This is a genomic window from Hoylesella pleuritidis (genome assembly GCF_963541955.1).
GTDB classification, from domain to species: Bacteria; Bacteroidota; Bacteroidia; order Bacteroidales; family Bacteroidaceae; genus Prevotella; species Prevotella pleuritidis.
The window spans coordinates 157,694-183,268 of the sequence record NZ_CAUTUT010000001.1; the positions used below are offsets into that span (position 1 = coordinate 157,694).

General features: G+C 47.3%; 13 protein-coding genes. 2 read left to right on the forward strand and 11 right to left on the reverse strand.

What is annotated here, in order from left to right; translation table 11 throughout:
* Window positions 1-17: 17 nt before the first annotated feature.
* Window positions 18-929: a discoidin domain-containing protein gene (locus RWY97_RS00640; protein ID WP_315564971.1), complete on the forward strand. Its 912-nt coding sequence runs from the start codon at window positions 18-20 to the stop codon at window positions 927-929.
* 92 nt (window positions 930-1,021) lie between these two features.
* Here the strand turns inward: RWY97_RS00640 and RWY97_RS00645 are convergent, their stop codons facing one another.
* The 5 genes from RWY97_RS00645 to RWY97_RS00665 all read right to left on the reverse strand — a co-directional run bounded on the left by RWY97_RS00645 (window position 1,022) and on the right by RWY97_RS00665 (window position 14,501).
* Window positions 1,022-2,044, reverse strand: a complete 1,023-nt coding sequence (locus RWY97_RS00645) for a branched-chain amino acid aminotransferase (protein WP_315564989.1) — start codon at window positions 2,042-2,044, stop codon at window positions 1,022-1,024.
* A 768-nt stretch (window positions 2,045-2,812) separates the two neighbouring features.
* Complete coding sequence (locus tag RWY97_RS00650) at window positions 2,813-4,423, reverse strand: RagB/SusD family nutrient uptake outer membrane protein (RefSeq protein WP_315564972.1); 1,611 nt, start codon at window positions 4,421-4,423, stop codon at window positions 2,813-2,815.
* A gap of 13 nt (window positions 4,424-4,436) precedes the next feature.
* Window positions 4,437-7,139 carry a SusC/RagA family TonB-linked outer membrane protein gene (locus RWY97_RS00655; RefSeq protein WP_314077899.1) on the reverse strand — a complete coding sequence of 901 codons (2,703 nt, stop codon included), beginning with the start codon at window positions 7,137-7,139 and terminating at the stop codon, window positions 4,437-4,439.
* A gap of 449 nt (window positions 7,140-7,588) precedes the next feature.
* Window positions 7,589-9,892 (reverse strand): translocation and assembly module lipoprotein TamL, encoded by a 2,304-nt coding sequence (gene tamL / locus RWY97_RS00660; RefSeq protein ID WP_315564973.1) that lies wholly within the window; start codon window positions 9,890-9,892, stop codon window positions 7,589-7,591.
* On the reverse strand, window positions 9,876-14,501 hold the full coding sequence (locus tag RWY97_RS00665; RefSeq protein ID WP_315564974.1) for a translocation/assembly module TamB domain-containing protein: 4,626 nt from the start codon (window positions 14,499-14,501) through the stop codon (window positions 9,876-9,878). The genes tamL and RWY97_RS00665 overlap by 17 nt, the downstream gene beginning before the upstream one ends.
* A gap of 129 nt (window positions 14,502-14,630) precedes the next feature.
* On the opposite strand from RWY97_RS00665, the gene RWY97_RS00670 reads away from it, so the two are divergent.
* Window positions 14,631-17,132, forward strand: coding sequence for an outer membrane beta-barrel protein (locus tag RWY97_RS00670; protein WP_315564975.1), 2,502 nt, complete (start codon window positions 14,631-14,633; stop codon window positions 17,130-17,132).
* A gap of 64 nt (window positions 17,133-17,196) precedes the next feature.
* Here the strand turns inward: RWY97_RS00670 and RWY97_RS00675 are convergent, their stop codons facing one another.
* The 6 genes from RWY97_RS00675 to RWY97_RS00700 all read right to left on the reverse strand — a co-directional run bounded on the left by RWY97_RS00675 (window position 17,197) and on the right by RWY97_RS00700 (window position 25,570).
* Window positions 17,197-17,874, reverse strand: coding sequence for an RluA family pseudouridine synthase (locus RWY97_RS00675; RefSeq protein WP_315564976.1), 678 nt, complete (start codon window positions 17,872-17,874; stop codon window positions 17,197-17,199).
* A gap of 151 nt (window positions 17,875-18,025) precedes the next feature.
* Window positions 18,026-18,772 (reverse strand): 3-oxoacyl-[acyl-carrier-protein] reductase, encoded by a 747-nt coding sequence (fabG, locus tag RWY97_RS00680; protein ID WP_024992271.1) that lies wholly within the window; start codon window positions 18,770-18,772, stop codon window positions 18,026-18,028.
* Window positions 18,773-18,811: 39 nt separating this feature from the next.
* Entirely contained in the window at window positions 18,812-19,405 is a 594-nt protein-coding gene (locus tag RWY97_RS00685; protein WP_021583188.1) for a TetR/AcrR family transcriptional regulator, read from the reverse strand.
* Window positions 19,406-20,025: 620 nt separating this feature from the next.
* On the reverse strand, window positions 20,026-20,970 hold the full coding sequence (locus tag RWY97_RS00690; protein WP_315564977.1) for a PorV/PorQ family protein: 945 nt from the start codon (window positions 20,968-20,970) through the stop codon (window positions 20,026-20,028).
* Between the two features lie 9 nt (window positions 20,971-20,979).
* Window positions 20,980-23,835 carry a S8 family serine peptidase gene (locus tag RWY97_RS00695; protein ID WP_315564978.1) on the reverse strand — a complete coding sequence of 952 codons (2,856 nt, stop codon included), beginning with the start codon at window positions 23,833-23,835 and terminating at the stop codon, window positions 20,980-20,982.
* A gap of 13 nt (window positions 23,836-23,848) precedes the next feature.
* Window positions 23,849-25,570 carry a BACON domain-containing protein gene (locus RWY97_RS00700; protein WP_315564979.1) on the reverse strand — a complete coding sequence of 574 codons (1,722 nt, stop codon included), beginning with the start codon at window positions 25,568-25,570 and terminating at the stop codon, window positions 23,849-23,851.
* Window positions 25,571-25,575 lie beyond the last annotated feature (5 nt).

Below are 25,575 nucleotides of genomic sequence, written 5' to 3' on the forward strand. Positions count from 1 at the left end.
CTTAAACGTTGAATAAGATGAAAAAAACTATATTTTCAATGATATGCCTGTGCATAATCACAGGGTTCATTTCGTGCAACGATGACGACAAAGGACCTGTACCGACATCTATCGATGCGAAAACACTCACTTATAAGAAAGCTCCCGGAGCCGTCGTTATCAAATGGACGATTCCCGAGAATCCGACTTACAAGTATATAAAAGTGACCTATCAGGTGCCGGGTGAAGCTTCGGTAAGAACTCGTTTGGCCAGTATGTATAGCGACTCCATCAAAATCGACAACCTGTTAGCACGCTATGGAGAGATAGAATACAGTCTGCAACCTCACAATGCACAAGGAACCGGAGGCGAAATCGTAAAAATCACGGCACAGGCAGGCGCTGCAACGAAAACCATTTATGAGACTTACAAAGACTTACTCACGTTCGATATCAACCACGTGTGGTCAGATAACCCCGAAACATCAGAAGGACCGCTCTCCGCTTTAATCGACGGGAACGAGAATAACTTCTTCCATATGAGTTGGAGTAACCCTAAACCCTTTCCTCATTACATCGTTTTCGATCTCGGACAAGAGCGAACGGCCCTGCGATTTCGCTATGTATGTCGCGATAACAATAACAAGGACAATCCCAAAGAGCTTGATGTCTTGGTCAGCAATACTTTTGAAAACACTGCCGATTATTATACCAATGAGACCGGAACCACGCTCTTGAAATCTTTCTCAGGACTTCCTCGTGACAAGAAAGCCGTCTATGAAACTGCCCAAACCATCAAAAGCGAAAAGCCTTTCAGATATGTTTGGTTTAAAATCAAGTCTTCGACAAGCGGCAAAAACTGGGTGGCATTAGCCGAATGGCAGATATTCAAAATCAGGGAAAAACTCTACGACCCGGAAATCAATGAGACAACGGTTGTCGAGTATTGACAAAACTCGATCCATCCGGCAGTAAATTGCAATCGGAAAAGGCGTGCAGAAATGTTATCTGCACGCCTTTTTTGGGTCGAATTAGCAGTTAATCATCCCACAACAATTTTCGTCCAGCCGTGACGGTCTTCCTCAATACCATATTGAATGGCGCAGAGATGATTATAAAGTTTGGTTGAGATAGGACCCGGCTTGCCGTCTTTGCTGAACGTATAACGCACTCCTGTGTCGAGATCATCGATATAAGAGATAGGCGAAATAACGGCAGCCGTTCCGCAGGCACCGGCTTCTTCAAAGGTACTCAACTCCTCTTCGGGAACGGGTCTACACTCAACATTCATCCCGATGTCCGTTGCTATTTGCATCAAACTCTTATTGGTGATGCTCGGAAGGATGCTCGTAGACTTCGGCGTGATATAAGTATTGTCCTTGATACCGAAGAAATTAGCCGCACCGCACTCATCTATATACTTCTTTTCCTTAGCATCCAGGTAGAATTCGCTGACATATCCCTTCTCGTGTGCAATGGAATTGGCCCGCAAACTGGCAGCATAATTACCGCCGACTTTATACATTCCCGTGCCGAGCGGTGCCGAACGGTCATAGTCGCGAATGATAACGTAAGGATTGGCAGCGAATCCTCCCTTAAAGTATGGCCCCACAGGAGTAACGAAAACGATGAAAACGAAATCCTCGGAAGATCGTATTCCCACGTGCGCAGTAGTGCCAATGAGCAACGGACGGATGTAAAGCGTAGCGCCACTCTCGTAGGTCGGCACATAGTCTTGATTCAAACGGACCGCCTTTGTCACCATTTCCTCAAACAGTTCAGTAGGTACTTCCGGCATCAGTATTCCCCGACCGGTAGCCTGCAAACGTGCAGCATTCTCATCCATACGGAACACTCGGATTCTGCCGTCAGGACAACGATAGGCCTTCAAACCCTCAAATGCAGCCTGTCCGTAATGAAGACAGATGGCAGCCATATGCAATTTGAGGTACGCATCAGAGCAAATCTCTATCTCACCCCACTTTCCGTTGCGGTAGTAACAGCGTACGTTATAATCAGTCGGCAGGTAACCGAATGACAAATTAGACCAATCTAAATCCTTCATCATTATCTCTTTCTTAAAACTTCAAATCTTATAATCTTCTGCAAAAGTACAAAAAAAAGTGCGAGTATGAAAGGGTTAATCCATAAAATGAACATACGAATACCGTCATTGACCGATTCGTAGCTCCCGGTTGAAAATGATTTTATATCAGCGATGTATATAATTGAAAATCAGCAATATATCTATCGCATTACAAATTATCGCCAAATGAATTACAAAAAATCATTAAAAAGCATATGTTTAAGCATTAGTTATTGCATCGATACTCTGTGGTGTAGAGCTCTTCTGTGCTCATCCACGTAGTGGATACGATGTTGACTGTATTTACAGCGGTGCGAATCGTTCTGAACGCTGTCCTCATCCGCTATGCCGATAATAACCGGTTACATTTTGATTTGCGGGGCAATCACCGAGAATTGATGTGAAATGGAATTAGAACCATCAGCGAAATTTTGATTGATTAATTATTTGCGGAATCTTAATTTGTAAGTATTTGATTCTCTGTAAAATACGAACAGCCTGCCAAGTTGTTGTTAATTACACAATGACTAACCATTAATCAGCGTGCGATTAACATTTACTTGCACTGCAATAAACAATTAACCGCGCAGCGTTTAACGGCTAATCGCAATACGACTTGCAGATGATTGATTTTCAACGAAATACGAAACGGGAAATGAGTAAAACCCAATAACTTACTCTTGGGTAGTAAACGGATATGATTCCACTCCCTCTTTTGAGAAGGCTGAGAATGAATGCCGATTTATCTTACTTGTATCCCGGATTCTGCTTCATATTCCCATTGAGAGCGATAACGGTGGCAGGAATTGGGAAAACGGTGGTGTAACCCGTCGACTCATTGTCTAACGGTGTGCGTTGGTCGTAAGCTGAGGCAAAGAGTCCGTATCGAATGAGGTCTTGACGACGCCAACCTTCCCACATTAATTCCATCAAGCGTTCTGCAAGTAGCGTGCTGAGCGTGGCTCGGCGAGGCTTCATCCCTACCCTGCTACGTACCCGATTGAGTTCGGCAGAGCCGTCTTCGCCGTTGCGCAGCTTGGCTTCGCTCTTCATCAACAGCACATCGGCATAGCGAAACAGCACGATATCGTTGTTCTGAAGCTGTCCGTCGCTGTATGCGCTACGGTCGATGGCATACTTACTCATTCTTGCCCCCGCCGTGCGTTCATACTGAGAGCCCGTGAGATTGAGCTGAATGGCAAGCGGATGATAAACCAACGCATCGCCGTTGTCAAGCCGAACGATACGCCCGTCGACTCGAACGGTGTCGCTGTAACAGTTCATTGCATAGCGAGTATCGGTAGAATCGGTATCGTAAGCGTATGTACGAACAGCCGCGAGCGTAGCACTCGCACCGTTTTCGGCCCCGAAACCGAGGGCCGAGCCGTGATTGTAATGGCGCGAACGAAACAGATTCTTGAACAGATTGGCATAGAGTGTCTTGTCCATCGGTATGGTAAAGATGTTCTCTTGGGAGTTTTCGTTTACCACAGCAAAGTTTTTTCGGTAATCAGTTTCAAGCCGATAACCTGCCGCAGTAATCTTATCGCAATAGGCAATGACGGTTTGCCAGGCGTTGAACTTGTGTCCGTCGACGGTGAACAGAATATTTCGGCCGTCGGGCAGACTGTTATCGGTCCAGTCATCATCGGTATAAATGGCAGCATTGAGTGCCAGTTTGGCCAGCAGAAAATGGACAACGGGACGAGTAATACGCCCGTAATAAGGTCCTTCGACATTGCTACGGGCACCGGCTAACAGTGGAGCGACGGTTTGCAATTCGCTTACAATGAAACGAAAGGCCGCACTCCTGCTGCTCTGTTGCAATTCTTTGATAGGCGTGTTGCAGTCGGTTACGATAGGAATACGCCCAAACATATCCATCAGATAATAGTAATACATCGCCCTGACGGCCCTTACCTCGGCCCGATAAGCCTCGTGCTGCGTGTGAGTAAGCAGATTGGCGTGCTTATCCAACTGTTGCAGAGACTGGTTGCAAAGCATAACGACCTTGTAAAGATACAGCCACGTGTTGTAAAGAGGCACATCTCGAGGTGTCCATTGATGTTTGTAAAGATTCTCCCAAAAGCCTCCGTCGTACCAATCGCCGCCTCGGATGGGGATCATTGCTTCGTCTGTGCAGAACGTATTGTAGTCGTACACACCCCGATAAGTACCTTGTAGACTCTGGCTGTCGGCTTTCCCGCCGATATGATTATAGAGTGTGGCCACAGCATTCACATAAAGATTCCGAGCAGAAGAGTAGGCCTCATCTTCCGTAAGCAGATTCTTGGGATGCTCGTCGAGACAGGAAGTAAGGGTCAGTACGACCCAAACGAAAGCGAAGAACTTGTTCATTGCCATGCGATTTTTAGAATTGAATGTTCAGTCCCACCGTATATGAACGGTAAACGGGATACGAACGTTTGTCGTCGATACCCAAAGTAGGACCGAAAATATAACTGTTTATCATCGGCGTTAAGCCGCTGTAAGCGCTTATTGTAGCAAGATTGTTGACGCTGCAAGACACGCGCAGCGAACTGATATACTTGGATTTGAGCGGCACATTCCAACCGATAGTGAGGTAATCGAAATTGAGATAGTCGCCACTTTCAAGCCAATAGTCGGTAGCTGTTTGGTCTTTGATATTTTGCCCGGGGGCCTCGCGCATCACGTTATAGGACGGAAAGCTGGTCATATTCATATACGAGAGAGCCGTTCCGTTATAAATTTTATGCCCGAAAGCACCGTTTATTTGCAACGAAACGTCGAAAGCCCGATAGCGAAAAGCAATGTTCGAGCCCAACGTAAACTTCGGAGTGGCTTGCCCGGCGATGTAACGGTCGCCCCCATCCTCGATATTGATGCGCCCATTTCCGTCGAGATCGGCAATGGCATAACGGTAACTGCCGTCAGCATTGCGCACGAGTCCCGTGCAATGCGGCAAGTAAAAGACACCCAAGGGTTGGCCTACGATCTGGTAAACAATGTTGTTATTGCCGCCGTGAAAGCCCGCCCCGGTAAGCGTTCCGATGCCGGTGATAGCCGAAGCAGTCAGCTTCGTCCCGTTATGAGAGCCGCTCAGCGAGATGAGTCGGTTCTTTTGCCACGACAGATTGACGTTGATCGTCAGCTCCATATCTTTCTTCGACAGCGGTGTCAGCCCTATTCCTAACTCGAACCCACTGTTACGCATCGATCCGATATTGGCCAGCAGTTTGTCGTAAGTATACGGTGGCACCGGCACATCATACTGATAGATCATATCCCAGGTCTTAGATGTGTAGTATTCGGCCTTCATCACGATGCGGTTGTTCATCAATCCAAAGTCGAGACCTATGTTGAAAGTTCCTCGGGTTTCCCATTTCAGGTCGGGATTGGCGTTACGCGTTATACCCATCGTTACTGTCGGCGCACCGTTCAAGGGTACAACGCCGTTAGGTAGTAATGCCCGCATCGAGTAATAGGCATCTATACCGCCGATGTTTCCTGATAAACCATAACCCGAACGCAGCTTCAACAGGCTGAGCCAACTGGCCTTTCGCAACCAAGGTTCGGCTTTTGCGTCCCACTCGAAAGATACAGATGGGAAAAGTCCCCACGTATGATGTTTACCCACCAACGAACTCCCGTCAGCTCGACCGGTAACCGTGAGCTTGTATCTACCGCATAAGGTGTAATCCAATGAGCCCATCACAGAGCCGAGCGACGGGTCTTCATAATCGCTCCCAGTGCCTCCGTAGGGCCGAAGAGCCCCTGCCGCCAGATTGTTATACCCCAATTCGTTGGTGGTAAAACCTTTGACTAACGTCCAAAAGCCCGTTCGGCGCGCCTTCTGATACTCTCCGAGAAGCGTTGCTTCAAGTCTATGACTGCCCCAAATGCGGTTATAGGTAAGCGTGAGATTCGTAAGCCAATCCTCACTTTTATGTTCTCCACGGTAGGCTTCGCCCTGCGCAGCCACCCAAGTGGGGTGAAACAGCGCCCGTTCGGTCGAGTTGAACGAATAAGAAGCAAAGAGCAACGCTTTCAGATCAGGTAAAACGTCGAATGTAAGACGCAGATGTGTATTGAAATTAAGGTTCCGTGTGTCGTCCTTATCACGCAAAAGCGCCATCGGCGGAGCCGTTTGCGAGGCTTCGGTATTTCTATCCCATCCTCCTGATGCATTCATCGCAGTACTGAAAGTGGGGTTTTGCGTGGCGGCAGAATAAAAGAGTTTCTGTATATCGAAGATGTCTTTATCTTGTCGGGAAGAGCCGAACACCCCGAGTTCTATCAGCAGTCGGTTGTCGAATGCCCGTTGTGTGAGGTCTAATTTGGCTACAAAATTGTTGTAACGGAATGTCTTGATAACCGTACGATGCCCCAAAAAGCCGAGCGAAGCACGATAACCCGAATTGTCAGAACCACCTCCGAACGCCACGTGATGAGTCTGAACCAGGCCCGTTTGCGTGACAGCGCGCAGGAAATCAGTATCGAAACCGCCGTCGTTATAGGCTAATCCTAAGGCTTTCGACGTAGAAACATATTCCGATGCACGCAACATCTGGATACGTTTATACACTGACTCGACCCCGATATTGCCGTCGTAAGCGATATGGAATTGCCCGACGCCTCCCTTTTTCGTCGTCACTACAATAACGCCCGACGCCCCGCGAGACCCGAATTGGGCCGTTTCGGCAGCATTTTTCAAAATAGTGAAACTCTCGATATCGGCCGGATAGATGGTGCTCAACGTGGAGAGGTCGGCTGAAACGCCATCAATGAGTACCAGCGGATCATTACCGCCAGTAACGGAAGTGGTTCCCCTCACACGCACACTACTGAGAGCGGCCATCCGGTCGGCACCATTGGCACTTATATTCACACCTGCCGCCTGTCCGTTCAGTGCATTCAGCGGATTGATAATGAGGCCTTTATTCATCCTGATTTCGGTCACCTTGTCTACCGATCCCAAGCCAACGGTCCACGGGATAGAGTCCTTATGCAATTTAATCGGCTTTTTCTGGCCCCTCGCCTGAACACAAAAGGCAACAAAGAATAAGGCTGAAACCAATAACCATCTTTTCATTTCGTCGCAGTATTTGAGAATAACGAATATTATATTTGCTGACAAAGATAAACAAAAAATAATAAATTGCAAACGTTTATTATTATTAATCACTACACCATACATCCTTATTTCCCAAAAAATTCATCATAAAGGAAATCCTGAAACACAACTCCCTATACCAAGTCTCTATACTATTGAATATCAATTATATAGAAAATTCGTCGCAAATAACGGTTACACACAGTATAATTTAATATAAGGAGCAATGCTCTTAACAATAAAAAGCATTACTCCTCATAAGGAAAACCACTTTCATTTGATTCCGGAAGGTCCTATTTTTTAGAAAAGAATAATTGAATAGGTAGTATAACCGTCATCGGAATACAGTCATCACATACTGAAATATCCCCATATTTTAGCATCAACATTTACTGAATCTTATCCAACAGTTTGCTCTGCACGCAGCATCAGAATGGATATCCGATAGCAAAATGGAGACTTTGACCGTCTTTAAAATTAGAAATGTTATAGAAACCGACCTTATTAGGCACGTGAAGACCTATACCCCAGTCTATGCGAATAACGAAATATTCAAGGTCATAACGTAGACCTATTCCGGTACCGAGCGCCATCTCACGCGGTAAATTCTTTAATTGGAAACTGCCGGCAGGCCGTTCGGCATAGTCGCGCAACGTCCAAACATTGCCCGCATCAAGGAATACGGCACCGTAAAGATTGCCAAACAATCGGGAACGATATTCCAGATTGAATTGCAATTTGATGTCGCCCGTCTGATCCAAATAAGAATTTGACGAGGCCGTAGGGCTGAAAGCGCCAGGGCCAATACTGCGCACATTGAAAGCTCGAATGCTGTTGGCCCCGCCCACATAGAACTGCTCACTGTACGGCGCACCATTAGAATTGCCGTAAGACCAAATAATTCCCGCAGCAATGTGGCCCACCAGCTGGGTATGTTCACTCATCCGCCATGTCTTTCGGAACTCTGTTTCGACCTTGAAGAACTGTGCATACGGGTTCTTGAACATCTGTTTATCGCGCTCGTTCCATTTCCGGCCCGCTGCAAGGTAGCCTAATGATAAAACATTGGCCGCTTCGCTCACCGTCATCTGCCACCAAACAGGACTCCGATAATGAGCAGGACTGGTATAAATATAGCTATACCGCATCTTCGGAATCATCACATCACGCATCGCTACCTTCAAATACGGATTCTCATCCATTATTTTTTGGAACTCGTCCGTATGACTTGTCATATAGTTATACTGTAAAGAGAGCGGGCTAAACTGATGTAATGACGTGGCCGAAGTCTGAAAATTATAGGTAAGTTCGCCCGAAACGATATGACGTTTGAAGTATCCTGCACGATTGATCACGTCAGTCGAGGCTTTGAGTAATGTCGAGGGGGCACTGAAAAATCTGTACCGATGCCAAAACGGCAGTAAAAGACGAGGGAATTCTAATGAAGCTGCCCCACCGTATTCATACGAATGTAGCCGAGAAGAGGTTCCTTCGTCGGTGTGTCCGGTCTGCCATTCATACGATCCGTTAAGACTAACATCCAGCTTTTCGCCTCCTCGCAATGCGTTTCGCTTGGCAAAACCCACTATAATACCTGGTCCCATCCTGCCATTGGTCTTTCCTGTATAGTTTGTTTCAACATAGAAATCATAGCGTTTATCAAAAACACAACTGAGATTGAGATCGAGCGTATCACACGTTGCCGAACTGTCACGAGGCGTAAAGCTGAAATCTACCATACTGTAAAGACCTGTTCCCGTAACATTGTTATAAGATTGAAGATAGTCATCATACCGATAGAGCTGTCCGGGGCGCAGTTTGACGCGCCCAAGAATCACATTTGGACGGATAGGCGACCTCTTTCCGTTGAAATGAACGGTAAGAGCACGACGTGTAACAGAGTCTTCAAGCGACTCCATAAACTGCCGACGTAAATTGAGATCTACTTTCCCGATATACCATTTGCGACGAGCCCGATCAGGAACATTATCTGCCATCAGCATTCGCAACTGCACACGACCGCGCCGAGCCAATGTATCGGCCAGATAAGAGGCATAGTCAGGCTTATAATAGAAGTAACCGTTATTACGAAAAAGCGTGCTGATACGAGTACGTTCGGCATCTAATAGACTTGCATCAAACGGATCGCCGGAATGAATCTTAGCATCTTTGGATGTGGCTTCAAGCAGACTATCAGTGGCCACGGGAAAGTTTTCGCGTGTAATCGAATCAAGCGTAAAAAGATGATTCATCGTTACAGTATAGGCGATTTTAGCTTTCTTGGGATTACGCATCGTTACAGTTTCATAGCCAACAGTACCGCGGAAATAACCGTGCGACCGCATTACCGACTGTGCCACCGATGCTCTCAGCACCGGGTTGACCCAACTCATCAGCACGGGAGCCTTTCCGAATGTCTTTGCTATCCAATGACCGACTCCTGATTCGGCACCCGAGAAAGCATTCCAAACCCACAGTCGGACAGGAAACGGCGTTCGCACATAGCTGCTTCCGAATAAAGCGCCGTTGGGAGCACAAGCAAGTGCTGCCTCCAATTCATTTTTCGTATCGTCGAAATGCTTGCTCTTTTCATAATTCTGATACTGAATTTTAGAGAGTCCCGTATAGAGCTGATCGCCGTCGGGTACCACTTTCGTAGTCGAACAAGACTGAACGACAATGGCCATTGCCGCCAACCAGCATAGCGTTATGTATTTATTTCTGTGTCGCATTAGTCTTAACTTTTAACGTGTCATCAGGAAGAGGAAGCACAATATCGGCTTGATCCTTGAAGCGGAACAAGTCTTTGAAATGGCTGAGCTTACGACGCCAGATGAAACCGACGCCATATTTGCCGATATCTCCTTCCAACCAGTCGTAGCTGTCGCGGTTATAGAAAACTTGAAGATACCTCGTCGAACCTTGGTTCAGGCGGTATTCAAACGACACATTATTCAAGAACGTATTATCCCGAGCCGTTACGTCATTGCCCGTCGACACCTTGCCGCCGATAATTATGCGCAGACGGTTGTTCCAAAAACGCTTAGAGAATTTGAAAGAATAGTCTGTATGCATATTGCCACTTGCATCGGTAACGTTGTCGAGACCGAAACTCAGGTCAAGTGTACGCAATGCACTGCCTGTGATATTATTGATTTGACTCTGCAAGAAAGCACTAAGAGCATTATTCATAGAGAATCCTTGCGTATTGCCATCGGCCAAATACATTCCCGTTGTGAGCATCGTCACAGCCAATTTACCGCGGTCTTCCTTGCTCATCGTATTGAGTTGGTTGGCCATTGCCATATCCTGTGGTGCATTGATGATGAATTCCAGCCCCATATCTTTGAGTGTCTTGGTAATTACCACACCGCATTCAAAGTCTACTACACGACTGTCTTTCTCGCCCGACGCAACCGAAGCCTTAGTCGTTTCAGTAGCTGTGATATTGAGCTTCGGGTTCATTGCATCGCCGAGAAACTCTACATAACTGCCATCGCGGATAGTAAACGTCTTCAAAGGAATTACCGGAAGCGAGTATTTCATCTCTCCGTTGTTGAGCGTATAACGTCCGGTCAGTCTGAGTTGATCCACCGTATTGTATTGCATCCGTAAGTTTCCGCCGCCGATCAGGTCTACATAATTAGACTTATCTGCATTCAGTGCACAAAGGATATGGGCGTTCTCATCTATTCCGATGCTCATATCCATATCCAAACCTGTCAATGGCGGACGATCGATTACTTCCTGCGTGCTGTCTTTGAAATCGGTAAACTTCACCAAACCTTCCATCTGATTATCGGTGGTCAACGGCGAATCACGCAACACATAAGTCAAATCCGTGGCACCGAGTACATCCAACTTGCCCCGCATTTTCAAGTTATCAATGGGCCCGCCCATTCTTCCGAAAAAGTTAACAAAGGCTTTTCCATAAGCCTCTGACCTGTAATTCTCCTTGGCATCAATCAAAAGGAAGTTTTCCGTACGCATTCTCACATCGAGAATCATATTGTCCAAGTCCGCGAAATCGAAATACCCCGACACTGTCAGAGGGCTGGAGTTATGGGCATACATTTCGAAATTCTCGAAGAGCAGATGACTCCCCACGATCCGAACGGGGTCGTTATCGAAGCGCATTTCCACACCATAGGGTTCGCTCACAAGATAAGCAGAGTCTAAATAGACCTCACCGTTCACCTGCGGTTTGCTCAGCGCACCTTTCACAGTAAGCTTTCCTTCGCCTGCTCCTTTGAATCCGATGAGCTGACGGGGAATGAATCCGTTGATATAAGAGAGCGGAAGACGATTGAGATGGAGGTCGGCATCGAGATAACCCTCACCTTTCGACTGGTAACTTCCTTCCAAAGTAGCCACCTTGTTGCCACTGCTCATTAGCGTTCCGTTGACATAGTGACTACCGTCAGACTTCGGCATATAAACGAATTCGGTGCTGATATCCCCCATTCGAGTACCTTCATAGACTAACTTTTCAACCGAAATGTCTGACGAAACAGACAGTTTATCTTTCGTTTGAATGACGTGAAAGTCGCCGTCCATCGTCCCCGAGATGCTCGGTGTATAAGGAAGCACCGACAGAACTTTATCCAACACGAACCTGTTTAGGCTGACAGTGACATCTTGTAAGGCTTCACGATTGCCGTCGTCCGTATAAACCTGAATACCCGTTCCATCTGAAGCAGAGAGCCGCAAGTTGGCAGACACACGCCTATCGTCGCCTAAAAATACATAATTACTATCGTTGACACTGAACCGTTTGTAGCCCAAAATCGGGTTATCACCCATCAGATGCAACGCGATTCCGTTCGATTCCATCGAGCCCGACACGCCGATGCTTAGCCCGAGTTTGTTTTTGGCATCGTAAATCTTCGTTGTCAACTTCGTGCCTCGTTCGTAGATGCCACCCGCAATCAGCGCATTAAACGTGTAATGGGGATTATCAGCATTATTGCGCACCTGTGCCTGATAGGTCATTGCATTGTCATTGGACAACAAACGGAGTCTGACCGTGTCCAATTGAATGCTGTCTACAATCATCGAATCGATTTCCATCCGCCCGTTTAAGCCTGCAACGGGCGACGAATGCATATCCATCGAAATACTATTCAGTTCATAACCATACTTCTTCAGTACCCGACAGAAGAAATTACGCTTGCCGCTGGCCAGATAAATGCGGGCATTCGGCAGGCGCTCGCGCAGTCGCACCTGATCGATATATTTATCTTTCAACTGTCGTTGCAGTTCAGCCAGCAGTCTGTTTCCCTGTTTCATCAGCTGCTCATAACCGCCGCGTGCATCCATATTAAGGTGGAAATCGCCGCAGTCTACAATGGCGTGGGTTGTATCGCGACGTGTAAAGACATCCATATCCACGGCTTCAGGACGATAAATTCGGGTATTATCGTGAATTGTGATGTCGCTCACCGAGCCCTTGATCATATAATAATCGCGCCGATTTGTAGCCATATCCACGTGTCCGCACAAACCGACGGTCAGCGGTTGATGCAGAATGCGCAGACGATAGAGGTCAATCTTGTCTATATCCATTCCCACCGTGGCTCGCAGACGCTTACTGTCCGTAAGGGCATCGAGGCTGATGAGACCTTTCAGCAGTGTATTATCACTGTGAATATCAGCGTGAAGGACACCGTTTCTCATATTCGCACTACCCGTGATATGGTCTAAATCATAAGTTCCATAACGGAATTTCAACACACGGGCCTGCACTTGCAAGCGGGTATGATGTGAAAAGATATCGGTTCCCGAACCCGTTACCGAGACATCGCCCGTAAACGGATGCAAGCCCATTCGGGGCAGAAAATGCTGCAAAGGCAAAGCATTGGCCGAGAGTTTGGCACGGTATGCCATCCGCCTTGTATCTATCTGAGCATCAGCCTTTAAGCTGCCTCCTCCCTCAGATGCCGTTAATCGGGCTGCGATTAACTGTTGATCGACGTGCAACCTGCCGTTAATCGCTATGCGATTAGGCACATTTAGCGATGCGTTTAACTGTTGATCGAAAAGGGCTGTAATAAAGCCGAGATCGAATGTATTGATTTTGAGGTCTGCATCGGCCTTCATCCGTTGCAGATTCAACGGATCAGCAACATAACCAGTAGCTTTCAGTCGGAAGGCTGTGGGTAAAACGACAGACAGACCGGTAAAATTCACACGCCGCAGATTGCCTTTTACAACGCCATCGACGGCCAAAGGATAATTGGGCCACCGCCGTCGAAACTGCAACGGCATATCGCCGAGAAAGCGCATTAAATCTTGTTTACCGAACGATCCGTGCAAAACAGCATTCATTTTACCCGGATTGCGGTCGGCAAAAGCATCGAGATCCATATCGAAAGCTGCCGTAAGACTCGATTCGGGGGTACTGAATCGGATGTCGGGAAGGTACAGACGGGCAGAATCCAAAGCGATCGGGCCCGTCAACCGACTCACTTCTATCCCGCTTTTTTCCCTGAACGAGCAGGCGCGGAGACGCAAACTGAGCTGCGGTTTGCAATAATACAACGAGTCAGCACCCAATGTAACGCCCGTGAGCGAGACGTGATTGAAGTCCAACCCTTTACTGCGGGACTTAAAATTATTATCATACCGCAGTCTACCTTCGGTCCAATCAAGATGCTGCACACGATAAATGCCCTTGTCAAGATCGAAGAATCCGCCGCCAGCAACTGTCTTTCCCAAATAGGCTTGCACTTGAAGCGTATCTCCCGGCAAGTGAACGGTAACATCGGTACGACTCACGGCAAGGTCGTCGACATAAATTTTCCAGTATATTCTACTTTCTGCGGTATCGGGTGGAACCGTATCGCTCAACTCCACATTCACTTTGGCACCAGCCAATTCGGCACTGTTCACCCGCAGAACCTCCTTTCCCAAGTCGATACCATGGCTCTTCACGCATAGCCGATTGACCGTTCCGCAGACGCGAACTTCGTGTATCAGATGGGCTGTATTGAGTTTCAGATGATGAAATTCGAGTGCATCTACCTCCACTTTTTTATGCAACAGCGGCCACAGCTGCACATTAACGACCAATCGGCCGATATCGGCCACGGTATCTTTCACCTGCGGCAACGAGTCGTTGGGCTGTATAACGCGTAACCCTTCGATACCAAGATCGAGCGGAAAGACCAGTCTCACACGCTCGACAGCTATCTCAGAGCCTGTCTTTTCAGCCGCATAAGCCGCCACTTGGTTCACAGTCCAGCGCTGAAAAGGCGGGAAATAGAGTAGCAGTGCAAGTATAATAAAAAACAGAAGGGGGACAGCAATTGCTATTCCGACCCCTTTCAGGATTTTCCTCATTGATATATCATTCGTTGATATGCCGTGCAAAGTAAGCGATTTTTTACGAGAAAACGACACTTTCGGCCCGATTTTATCTATCATACCGCACATTTTTATTACTTTTGCAGGCAGTTATCAACACGCCGAATGCTACGAACCGTTCTATTATCGATTCTTTTGCTGACTGCCATTGCAAGTCGTTCGCAAGGGCAAAAGGAGCTTCCTACATCATCGTTCCGCACGGATTCTACGGTGATGATCGGCGAAGTGGTCATCACAGCACGCCAACCTGACGTTTTGTTAAAAGGAGACACCACCGTCATCAACGCCCAGAACTTCAAGACACCACCAGGTTCTTACCTCGAAACATTGATGAGTCGCATTCCTGGTCTCATCTATGACCGACAGAAAAAGACACTCGTCTATCACGGAAAAAACATCGAGGGAGTATGTGTCAACGGTCAGACGTTTTTCAATAACGATATAGAGATTGCACTGAAAAACCTTTCCGTTGATCTGATCAGTAAAATCAAGATTTACGATAAACGCGACGAACGGGAGCGAATCACCCGCGTTCGATCGGGCGGCAAACATTATGTGCTCGATATTCAGACCAAGAACGAGTTCGACGGAATGCTCTTTTCGTCGGCCAAAGTGGGTTGGGGTTCGGTCAACAAACAGCAACAGGCACTCACATCCAACTATTTTCGGCAGAACGGAGACAATATCTCGCTTTACGCCCAGCGCTCGAATGCCGAACAAACAGTACGTTACAAAGGAAACATAGCAACATTTGCAGCTTTCAATTTCAATAAAAACATATCCCAAAAACTGTCTGTCAACGGAAGTATCAATTATAATGCGTCTCGCAACGGAAGGCTTTCATCGTCGTATAATGAACAATACCTCACAACAGGCAACCGATATCTGTCACAAACGGGAGAGCATTTCTCAACCTTGCGGATGTTTTCGGGCAATGGGGGTATGCGCTGGAATATCAGCGAGAAATCGTTGCTGGGACTGCAATTCTCACTCAGCCGCACCGTTTCCCACAATCATTCCACCAATGCCCGGGCTACTTTTGATGCCCGCCCGATGCTCGACGCGCGCCATCCTTTCACCGAATCGAAATCTTATGCACCTGAAAGCATTATCAATGAGGTGCACGGCAGTAGCAAGGGAGACGACAAATCGAATGATTACAACATTACAGCCAACTTTACACAGCGGCTCAACGAATCGGGTACCAGTCTATCCCTAAAAGGCGAATACAGCCAGGCTACCGCCCGTTCAAATCATTTCGACCGCTCGACAACCACTTATCACCGGCTGCATTCAGTCTTAGGCGGCGACTCTCTGTACCTGCTCGACCGCTATTCGCAGTCGCCCACTACCCGGAAACAAACCTATGGAGAGCTATCTTTCAGTCAACCGATCGGCGCTAATGTCTCCGTGCAGCTTGCTTACAAATTTTCCGCAAGTCGTGAGAGCACTCATCATAACACATACGACCTTTCTCCGTTTGACAACAGACATTCTCCCATCGGCACTTTGCCCCCACTCTACCGACAAGGATTTGTAGACAGCCTCAGCAATCACAGCCGGAGTACGACGACAACAAATGAATTGCGATGCACATTCAATTACAATTGTGAGCCGTTCGAGATAGAAGCCGATCTCGTTTTGTCGCCGCAACACCGCAGCATCAGCCAAAACGAGGGTGCCGTCAAGATCGATACTACACTCCGAATGACCATATTCTCTCCCTCATTCAACATAAGCTGGCAGCGAGAGCAAGTTACATTGGCTGCATCTTACAGCGGTTCGACCTCGCTTCCACCCCTGCGCAGCCTGCTGACACTTACGGACGACCGCGACCCACTCTATAAAACGCAAGGCAATCCCAATCTGCGCAGCACCTATTCGCAAAACATCCGGTTTAACGCAGACCTCACACGATTAGGACTTTCGGCATCGGCCGAATGGCAAAACGAACTGAACAGCGTTACAGAAGACATCGTTTACAACGCACAAACGGGCTCGCGCACCACCCGACCGGTCAATATCAACGGCAATTGGAGTGCCGGCGGAGAAGTCTATTATCGGCAATCTTTCGGGGCGTTCAATATCAATACAAATATCAGAGGCGATTATTCGCAAAACGTCGCACTGATGAACGCAGAGCGAAGCTATACCCGCAGCAACTCGATGCAATGCAGTTTGCAGGCCAACTACGCACCTAAATGGGGCAGAATAGCGCTGCAAACCTTATGGAACATCCATCGTTCGACTTACACGCAGAACCATTCGCACGATCTGTTGCACCATTACAGCACCTCATTAGATGCCTATGCTACAATGTTCGACTGTCTTACGCTCAATACCACAGCAACTTACAGCCTGCGAAGCGGTACGAACGTGCAACGCAAAGACCGCTCGCAGATAGTTTGGAATACCTCTGCCGAATGGCGTTTCTTACATAAAAAGCAACTCACATTGGGCCTTTCGTGGAATGATATACTCAGTCAACGTCGCAGTTATCAAAGAGATGCCGACCTCACCGGCCTCAATGAGACTTACACACCGCAGATAGGCAGCTACGCACTTGTTACCTTACGCTACGACTTTAACCTGATTTTGAATAAATAGAAATTGAAAATTGGAAATTAAAAATTGATAGTTCTATATAAAAGAATCCCTCAATTATCAATTCTCAATCATCAGTCAAACACAGCACTTGCCACAACTTATCGTCAGGCAAAGGCGCCGTAACAGAAACAGGAAGCTGAGATACGGGATGAATGAACTCTACTCGGCGCGACAAGAGACAGATACTTCCGTCGGGATTACTGCGTTTGGCTCCGTATTTCAAATCACCTTTGATGGGACACCCAATGTTAGCCAACTGACAACGAATCTGATGATGGCGACCCGTTAACAGCTGAATTTCCCATAAATAATAATTGTCGCTATGCCCAATGATGCGATATCGTAGCACAGCTCTTTTAGAATAAGGCACCTCGTGTTCGTAAGCATAGCTCTTGTTTTGCTTTTCATTGCGCACTAACCAGTTCGTCAGCTCGCCCTCTTGAGCTTGGGGCGCATTGCGTGTGATGGCCCAATAGGTCTTGTGTACATCTCCGTCGCGGAACATATTGTTGAGACGCGACAAGGCCTTAGAGGTCTTTGCGAAGACGACCAATCCCCAAACGGGTCGGTCTAACCGATGAACAACTCCCAAGAAAACATTGCCTGGTTTGGCATAAGCCTCTTTCAGATAGACTTTCACAGTCTCTGCAAGCGGCGTATCGCCCGTTTTGTCTCCCTGCACAATCTCCCCACTGCGCTTGGAAACAATGATTATGTGATTGTCTTCGTAGGCTATCAGCATCGGGATGAATGATTAATGATGAAAGATGAAGGAGTGATACCGGATGAAAGGTTATCAGATGAGGGATGAAAGATCATTCGTTGGAAAGTTAATCGTAGACTGACTCTTCCGGACAATGAATCTCTCATCTTTCATCCTTCATCCAACCAAACTACATATTCATTCCGCCGTCTACCTGAATCACCTGTCCGCTGATGTAGCTCGACATATCCGAAGCCAAGAAAACAGCACAATTGGCAATGTCGTCAACGGTTCCGCCGCGGCGAAGAGGAATCTTGCTCACCCACTCTTCACGCACTTTGTCGGACAACTGCTGGGTCATCGCCGTATCGATAAAGCCCGGGGCAATAGCGTTGGCACGTATCCCCTTGGGCCCCATCTCCTGACCTACACTCTTGGCAAGGGCAATCAGGCCGGCTTTCGAGGCCGCATAGTTGGCCTGACCAGCATTACCATGCACACCGACGACCGATGCCATATTGATAATTGAGCCTCCGCGCTGACGCATCATCACCGGAATGCAAGCGTGGATGAAATTAAACGCACTCTTCAAATTGACTGCAATCACGGCATCCCACTGTGCTTCGCTCATCCGAAGCATCAATCCGTCTTTCGTAATACCAGCATTATTGACAAGAATATCTACCGATCCAAATTCCTCTTTTACTAATTTCACGACGTCTTCTGTCTGTGCAAAGTCGGCCGCATTGCTGGCATAGCCTTTCGCTTTCACGCCGAGTGCTGTAATTTCAGCCTCTGTTGCCTTGCCGTTTTCATCGATAACGAGATCGGTAAACGCGATGTTTGCACCCTCTGCGGCAAACTTCAAGGCAATGGCTTTGCCTATACCGCGTGCGGCACCCGTGATAAGCGCCGTCTTTCCAGCTAATAATTTCATTTCGTTCTTATGTTTAAAAGTTTATAATTAATGATCAATTCATCTCATTCTCGTCTTTCCCAACGCACCGTATACCACCTTGGCCACGAGCGGCTTACTACTTTCCTCGGTGAGTCCATGTCCCAATCGTCCATAGATGAACGGCACTTCTAATCCTTTGATGCAATAATGCGTGATATCGGCCACCAAATCTACGTTGTCGATATCAAACTCTCCACTGGCCTTTCCTTCTGCATAGACCTTGCGAAAAAGCTCGATCTCGTCTTCATCAAAATTCTTTCGCACCTTCTCCACCATCCAAATATTGCGGAAAAACTCTGCACGCAGATTGCCATTGCGCACCACCGTCTCTTTGATCATACTGAGATGGGTATAGATCAGTTCAATGATCTTGTCTTGCGGAGCGATTTTTTTGGCTGCCACTTCATCGAGTTTGTCGCTGAGTCGCTCCAATTCAGACTCGATGACGGCATAATACACATCTTCCTTCCTGTTGAAGTAGGTGTAAAGCGTGCGTCGTCCCTTGCCCGAAGCTATGGCAATGTCATTCATTGTGGTATTGGCAACCCCATTTTTTGCAAATAACAATCTTGCAACATCTACTAATTTTTGCCTTGTTTTGGATATGGACATACGCAAATCCTCCGTCTATTGATAAAAGTGCACAGAATTATAGTTGTGTGCAAAAGTATCGAATTTATTTCGTTCGTGCAAATTCTGAGAGCTATTTTACACGAATTAAGACCTAAAAAATTGATTTATGGGAAAAAGAATTTCACTTACTTAATGAAACAATAAATTATATAAACATATACAATTCATTTTATATGAGTATGCAGGGGAGAATGAAAAGTAGTTCTAAAGTTTGTTATTTAAGATAAGGAATTAAAACTGAAAGCTGTTAGGCTCATACAGAATAGAGATAAGTAAGACAGACAGAACTCTGTGACGACTTTTGACACCATACTACTCTAATGACATTATTAGGCACTAAGTTGAATCAAATTATTGGAGCAAAAGTGATAAAAGATATGAAACTAAAAGGATGAATCAAGCCACATTACCCCTCAATGCAGAAGAGTGATATGGCTTTTATCAGGTACTTGGAAAGGTGAGGGACTTAACTCACGAGCGTGAGTTATAAGCAAGGCTTAGCACGAACTGATACGAGAACATTGCGGTAGGACAAATGTTTCAGAAGATATCTCCAAAGCTGACTAAGAAAAATATAAAGACCATAGTCAGCAAGTGCTTCAGAAAGTGTACCCTAAACCAATCAAGAAAGTGTCAAGACCGTAGTCAGCAAATGTGCGGTTGTAGGCGACATTGAGTTTGAGGCCTGCAAATTCGCCTCCTGCACCGAAAGTAATGGCATTTGCTGCCTTGTCAGAAAACTGGTAGCCCATTCTAAGGGAGACCATCTTGTTGTAGGTATACTCTAAGCCTGTACCTACGAGTGTTTCGTGGGCAGCCTTTGGTGTAAAGTGGCGACACGACAGCGCATAGGTCAGTGCGTGTTGCCGGGCTATGTTCACATTCCAATCGCCGCCTACAGCAACCGATGTCGGCAAACTATAAGGCAACCCCGTATCGTTGAACTTCACCGGTTTGCCGAGGTCAAGCAGTCGGGCACCTATCGTGAGGCGTGTCGGTAGGGTTACTGATAGACGAAAGGCTTTCTGGTAAGCTGCGCCCACCGAGAAAGCGTATGCGTTGGTAGAAGTCGCGGCGCGACTCTTGGCGTAAGTGGCCGTAGCATAAACGGCCAACTCGGGCACAACAGCGAACGAATAGCCTAGGTCGATGGTTAAATCGTAGGGCGAGATCGTGTTGCGCTGGTTTGTTTGCCCATTGCCTTGTACGGTTAATCCGCCTTGGTAGCGAACGCCTGCGAGCAAAGCCGATCTGTTGGCAAACTTGTATCCTGCCGAGGCTACGTATTGCATCAGTCGGCCGTCTTCCGATTTGGGATAGGCTATTGTACTCGCGTCTATCGATAGCCGGCGCGGGCCGAAAGTAAGCGCAGCGGGATTGCTGTAGATATACATTTGGTTGGTGCTGCCGAGCATCGTGTTACCCATGGCCGCGGTACGGATGTCGGGGTTTGCTTCGAGAATGGGCAATATGCGGCTCTGCGCCGATGCACCTAAGACGATGCTCGAGGTCAGGATAAAGATTGCTAATATTTTTCTGTTCATAGTGTTGTTTTATTTCTTGATAAAGGTGTGTTTGCTCGTAACGCGGTCGGTTTTCAGTAGCAGGTAATATGTGCCGGGGGCGAGGCGATCGATGCCCAGCGTTATTTCGTGCGTCTTGGCGTCGGGCTCTATCGTTTCGTCGATCAGTTTCTGCCCGCGTAACGAAGTTACGATCGCTTTCACTTGCCGAACGCCGCTACGCATCAGGGCTTTGATGTAGCTGTGAGCCGGAACGGGATAAACAGCGTGGGTGTCAGGTGCATTAGCTCCAGTAACGATTACCTGAATGGTGGTCGAAGTAGATTTCACCCCATCGGTAGCCGTGATGGTAACGGTGGCCGTACCTCGCTTGCCAGGCGTGAGGCGTAACTTGGTACCAGTGATTTCGGCTTTCGCTATGGTCGCATTGTTGGTGCTTGCGCTGAAGCTTAGGGTGTGATGGGGCATTGCGTCGAAGATCTGGGCAAGGTCGATCTCTACAGCTTTATCATTCTCGAAAAGCGAAACGTCAGCTAGGGTTTTAGTCTTCGTAGGAGCCTTGTGCGATATTACCTCGTAGGCTATCTTGCGCGTGGTTTTCCCGCCGAGCTGGTCAGTTAGTGTAATGTCGAATTCGTACTTACCCGGCGTGCCTACTTTGATGAGAAGATCGAATCCGTTGGCAACGCGCCTAAACTCTACACCGCTGGGCAGCTGCGTCGTGGTGTAAGTCCAGGTGTGGTTGTCGGCGTCGACCACTGGCAACAGTTTGTGGTAATAGGGCTGCGTGTCGAGCAATTTCAGATTGTCTTCGACCATCGCCGTGAACTCGGGCGCGTGATTGAGTCGGGTGCGGAATGTTTTCTCTGCAGTGCGAGATTGGTTCCCGAATCGATCTCGTGCCGTAACCTTTACGATGTATTCTTGGTCGGTTTCGAGATCGGTAAATTCGTATTCCATACCCTCACCCAGACTTTTGTTGTACGAAAAAGCAGTGGTCGTTTGTACAGGTTTGGATGGATCGACCTTTTTGTAGAGCGCAATGTCGTAGGCAAAAGCCGTTTTCTCGGCGTTGAGCGCATCAGCGTCGGCCGTTACTTGCCAGTTGATTTTGGCATCGTAATACCCCTTGGTGGGGTGGGTACTATAGTCTTCTACCTCGATTGTGGGCGCGTCAGGGCTCTGCGTCTCGGCATCAGACAGGGCGAAGTTGGCGTCAATATATCCCACGCCCATCTTGCCAGCCAGGTTAGCCTCAGGCCTCGCAAGATAAGGGCTGCTGGCTTTTACGGCCGAGAGGATTCGGCTGCGGAGATTTTCGTTGGTGAAATTAGGATTGTCTTTACCGAATTTCGAAACGATGAGCGCGGCGATACCCGTAACGTGCGGCGTGGCCATCGATGTGCCTTGAGCGTAAGCGTAGTTGTTATCGGAAGGCAAAGTGAAGTCGGTATTGGGATAGGGGCCGGTCTTCATCGTGTAGTATGCTTTGGGCACGGTACTTAGGATTCCTTTCGGCACCTCTTGACTCTCGGTGGTTCCGCCTGGTGCCAATATATCTACCCATGGGCCTTTGTTCATATAGTCGGTAGGAATGCCGGTGCTACTAAAAGCGCCTACAGCCACTACGCGTTCGTATGATGCGGGAATCATCTCGATATCGTTCTGACTGTCGTTACCCGAGGCAAAAAATACCAGTCCGCCTTTCATATACGAACCGAGCTTTTTCTTTCCAGTGGGGTCACAGCCCGCATAGTCGGTAAAATAATCGATTCCTTCTTTCAACAATGCAAATTGCGATTTGAAGAGTTTGTGGAAGTACTCGTTGTTGAGATGCTTCTTCCGATCGAAAGCATATCCCCACGAGCAGTTGCATACGAGGGCACCGTTTTCGGCAGCAAACTCGAAAGCCTTGGCAATAGCTGCCGAAGTAGCCACTTCGTTAGCAGCATCGTCTCGGCCGTAGATTTCGCAGCTCATCAGTCGTACGCCCGAATTGGCTTGACCGTTTCCGCCAGCCACACCACTGATGCCAACACCGTTGTTATTTCTCGCAGCAATAGTACCGGCCACGTGTGTACCGTGGGCTCCGGGAATGATCACATTAGGATCGCCTTGGCCACTCTCGGCATACCAGAAGTTTCGGCCGTGTATTTCTGCGCCTGTGGCTTTGTCGGTACCTTTCCAGGCAGAGGAAGCCAGGTCTTCGTGGCTGAAATCAATACCCGAATCCATTACGGCTACCACTACGTTAGGGTCGCCAGTCTCTTTCTGCCAAGCAGGGAAAAGATCGATGTCTACCCCCTCTTTAAACCAGCCATAACTCTCGATGGTGGTCATATAGTGCCACTGGTACTTTAGGTAGGGATCATTGAAACCGAGATATCCCTGGCCGTCGTTGGCCGAAAGGAGTTTGCTTGGATCGATCGGTGCCCGACTGGCTGGTCGGTAACTCACCTTTGTAGGAACTATCTCTACGTTTCCGTGTGCTTTTTCTATGGCCGGATCTTTTCGAAGTTCGTCTAGAACCTGATTCACATCCTTACTCTTATCAAACCTCACGACAAACCAGCGATCGAGCCCGCGACTTCTTTTCAAGTCGGCGTATTCGGTTGTCATATCGAAGACTTGTTCTACCTTGATTTTTGTATCATCAAAAACTTTGGCACGGGTAAGATGCTCTGTCGCTGCGCGAGTTGTAATTTCAGAGCTCGCTTTAAGTTTGATAAAAGCCATTCCCGGTTGTAGGGGAAGTTCGTCTATCGCCTGATTACCGGTATGATTTGGCTCGGTTCCTACCGACAGCAAATTGTCGTCGTGGCAAGCCGAAAACAGGCAGACAGATATGAATGAGCAGACAAGTGCTCTGTATAATGATTTTTTCATACGTGTCGAGATTCTATAAGTTAAAACGTTTCTTGATAATGTCTACGTAATGTTTACTCTTATAGTAAGAGATAACCGTGCGAGTGCTCTGCGGTCGCATATCGATGAGGTCTTCTTCACCACGGTAGAAAGTAACATATCCGCTGTCGTCTTCGCGTACAAATCCGTATCCTTTCTGCTCAAGAGCAATCCTTACATTTCTTCGTAGCTTGGTAACATAGTATTCCCACACACCGGGTTCGCCTTCCAGTTTCCGCTCATAAAATAAGTCGCCACCGGTATAAAACACTTGGCATAGACCCACAGTTCCGCTATATTCGGCGTCGCCCCTTAAACCGGCATCGATATCATCTTTGGTTACTCCTTGCCAGTTGAAATAGTAAATAACATAGGCCAGTGAGCCTGCGTCGTTGCTAGGATTCTCGGGTACAAACAACAGCTTAGAATACTTGCAAAGTGGGTCTTGAATTTCGGTAGTTACTTGCTCCGAATTGAACTCGTTGTGATAATCGGGTTTCATTCCGCGTTTCTTTTCAGACTCGATGATTTGTTCTAGTTTGAATTTCTTGTCGTTCAGATGTTGTGAACCACCGATGGGAAAACTACTTATGGAACCATCGGTGAGTCGCAATTCGTTTGGCGACTCGGTATATTTCATACAAGCACTCTTGAAGAGGCCTCCGCCCATCCAAGAATAATTTTCAACTGCGTTGTATATATGCAATAGTCGAGTCTTTTCGTTTTCCTCGCAATAGAATTCCGTTTCATCTTCATTGCGTTGCTTATTTCCCTGTTTGAAATTATTCTGGGTTAGCCAAGATTCGAGAGATTCTTTCTTAAACGTTTCTCCTTTGGGAGCCTTTAGCCAAGCCGTGTTGATAATCCCTGTATAATAATTGCGACTATAAAGGATATGCGGGGCTTGTTCTCCGGGAGAGTGGAAAACATAATACATCTTTTCCTGTTCTACATTGTAGGGCAACAAGAAGTCTCGCTCAAAGACTAAATCGCGAATGTTGTTTCTTTCACCTTCCAAGGCAACGACACGATCTAGTTTGAAATTGTCGAAATCCCAAACAGGCAGCTGGAACTGCACATATCCATTTTGCACCACGTTGAGCAAATAATGCTTATTACCGTTGGTGAGAAACAGTTTTTCGTTTCTGCTGGTTTGTGCCCACTCGCTGTTACGGTTGATGGCTGTGAGATTGAGTAAGAGTTTGTGTTCTTTGAGGTTCACCTCGTAACTGAGCCAGCTATTTTTTTCTTTATTCACCTGCTCCACCCGCCAATTATCGGTATTGGTAATTACGTTGAGTGCGATAGCCGTATGTGCCTCGTGATTGTATACTGCTGTTCCATTGCTTCCTTCGATAGAGATGTACGGAGCTGTACCAAATTGTGTTACTGCCATAGAATATTTTCCACTCACAGTATTGAGAGTAATTTGGGTTTGGCGCTCATCCGACAAATTGTTTGCCTGTGCAGCGACTACCAGTTTGCCATCTTTTTTCTCTACGGTTAGCCATCGGTCGTAAGATCCTTGATCTACGCTCCATTTTCCTGAGAGCGTAGTAAACGCTACGACTTTGGTTTCTCCTTCTTGTTTGAAGGTGATAGTTTCTGCCGCATCAACAACGACATCCGATGTGCCGTCTAATATCAAATCCTTTTGGCAAGCGCTCATCAACATTGCGACGATGAGAAATGCCAGTATTCTAAGTTTTTTATACATAGAGC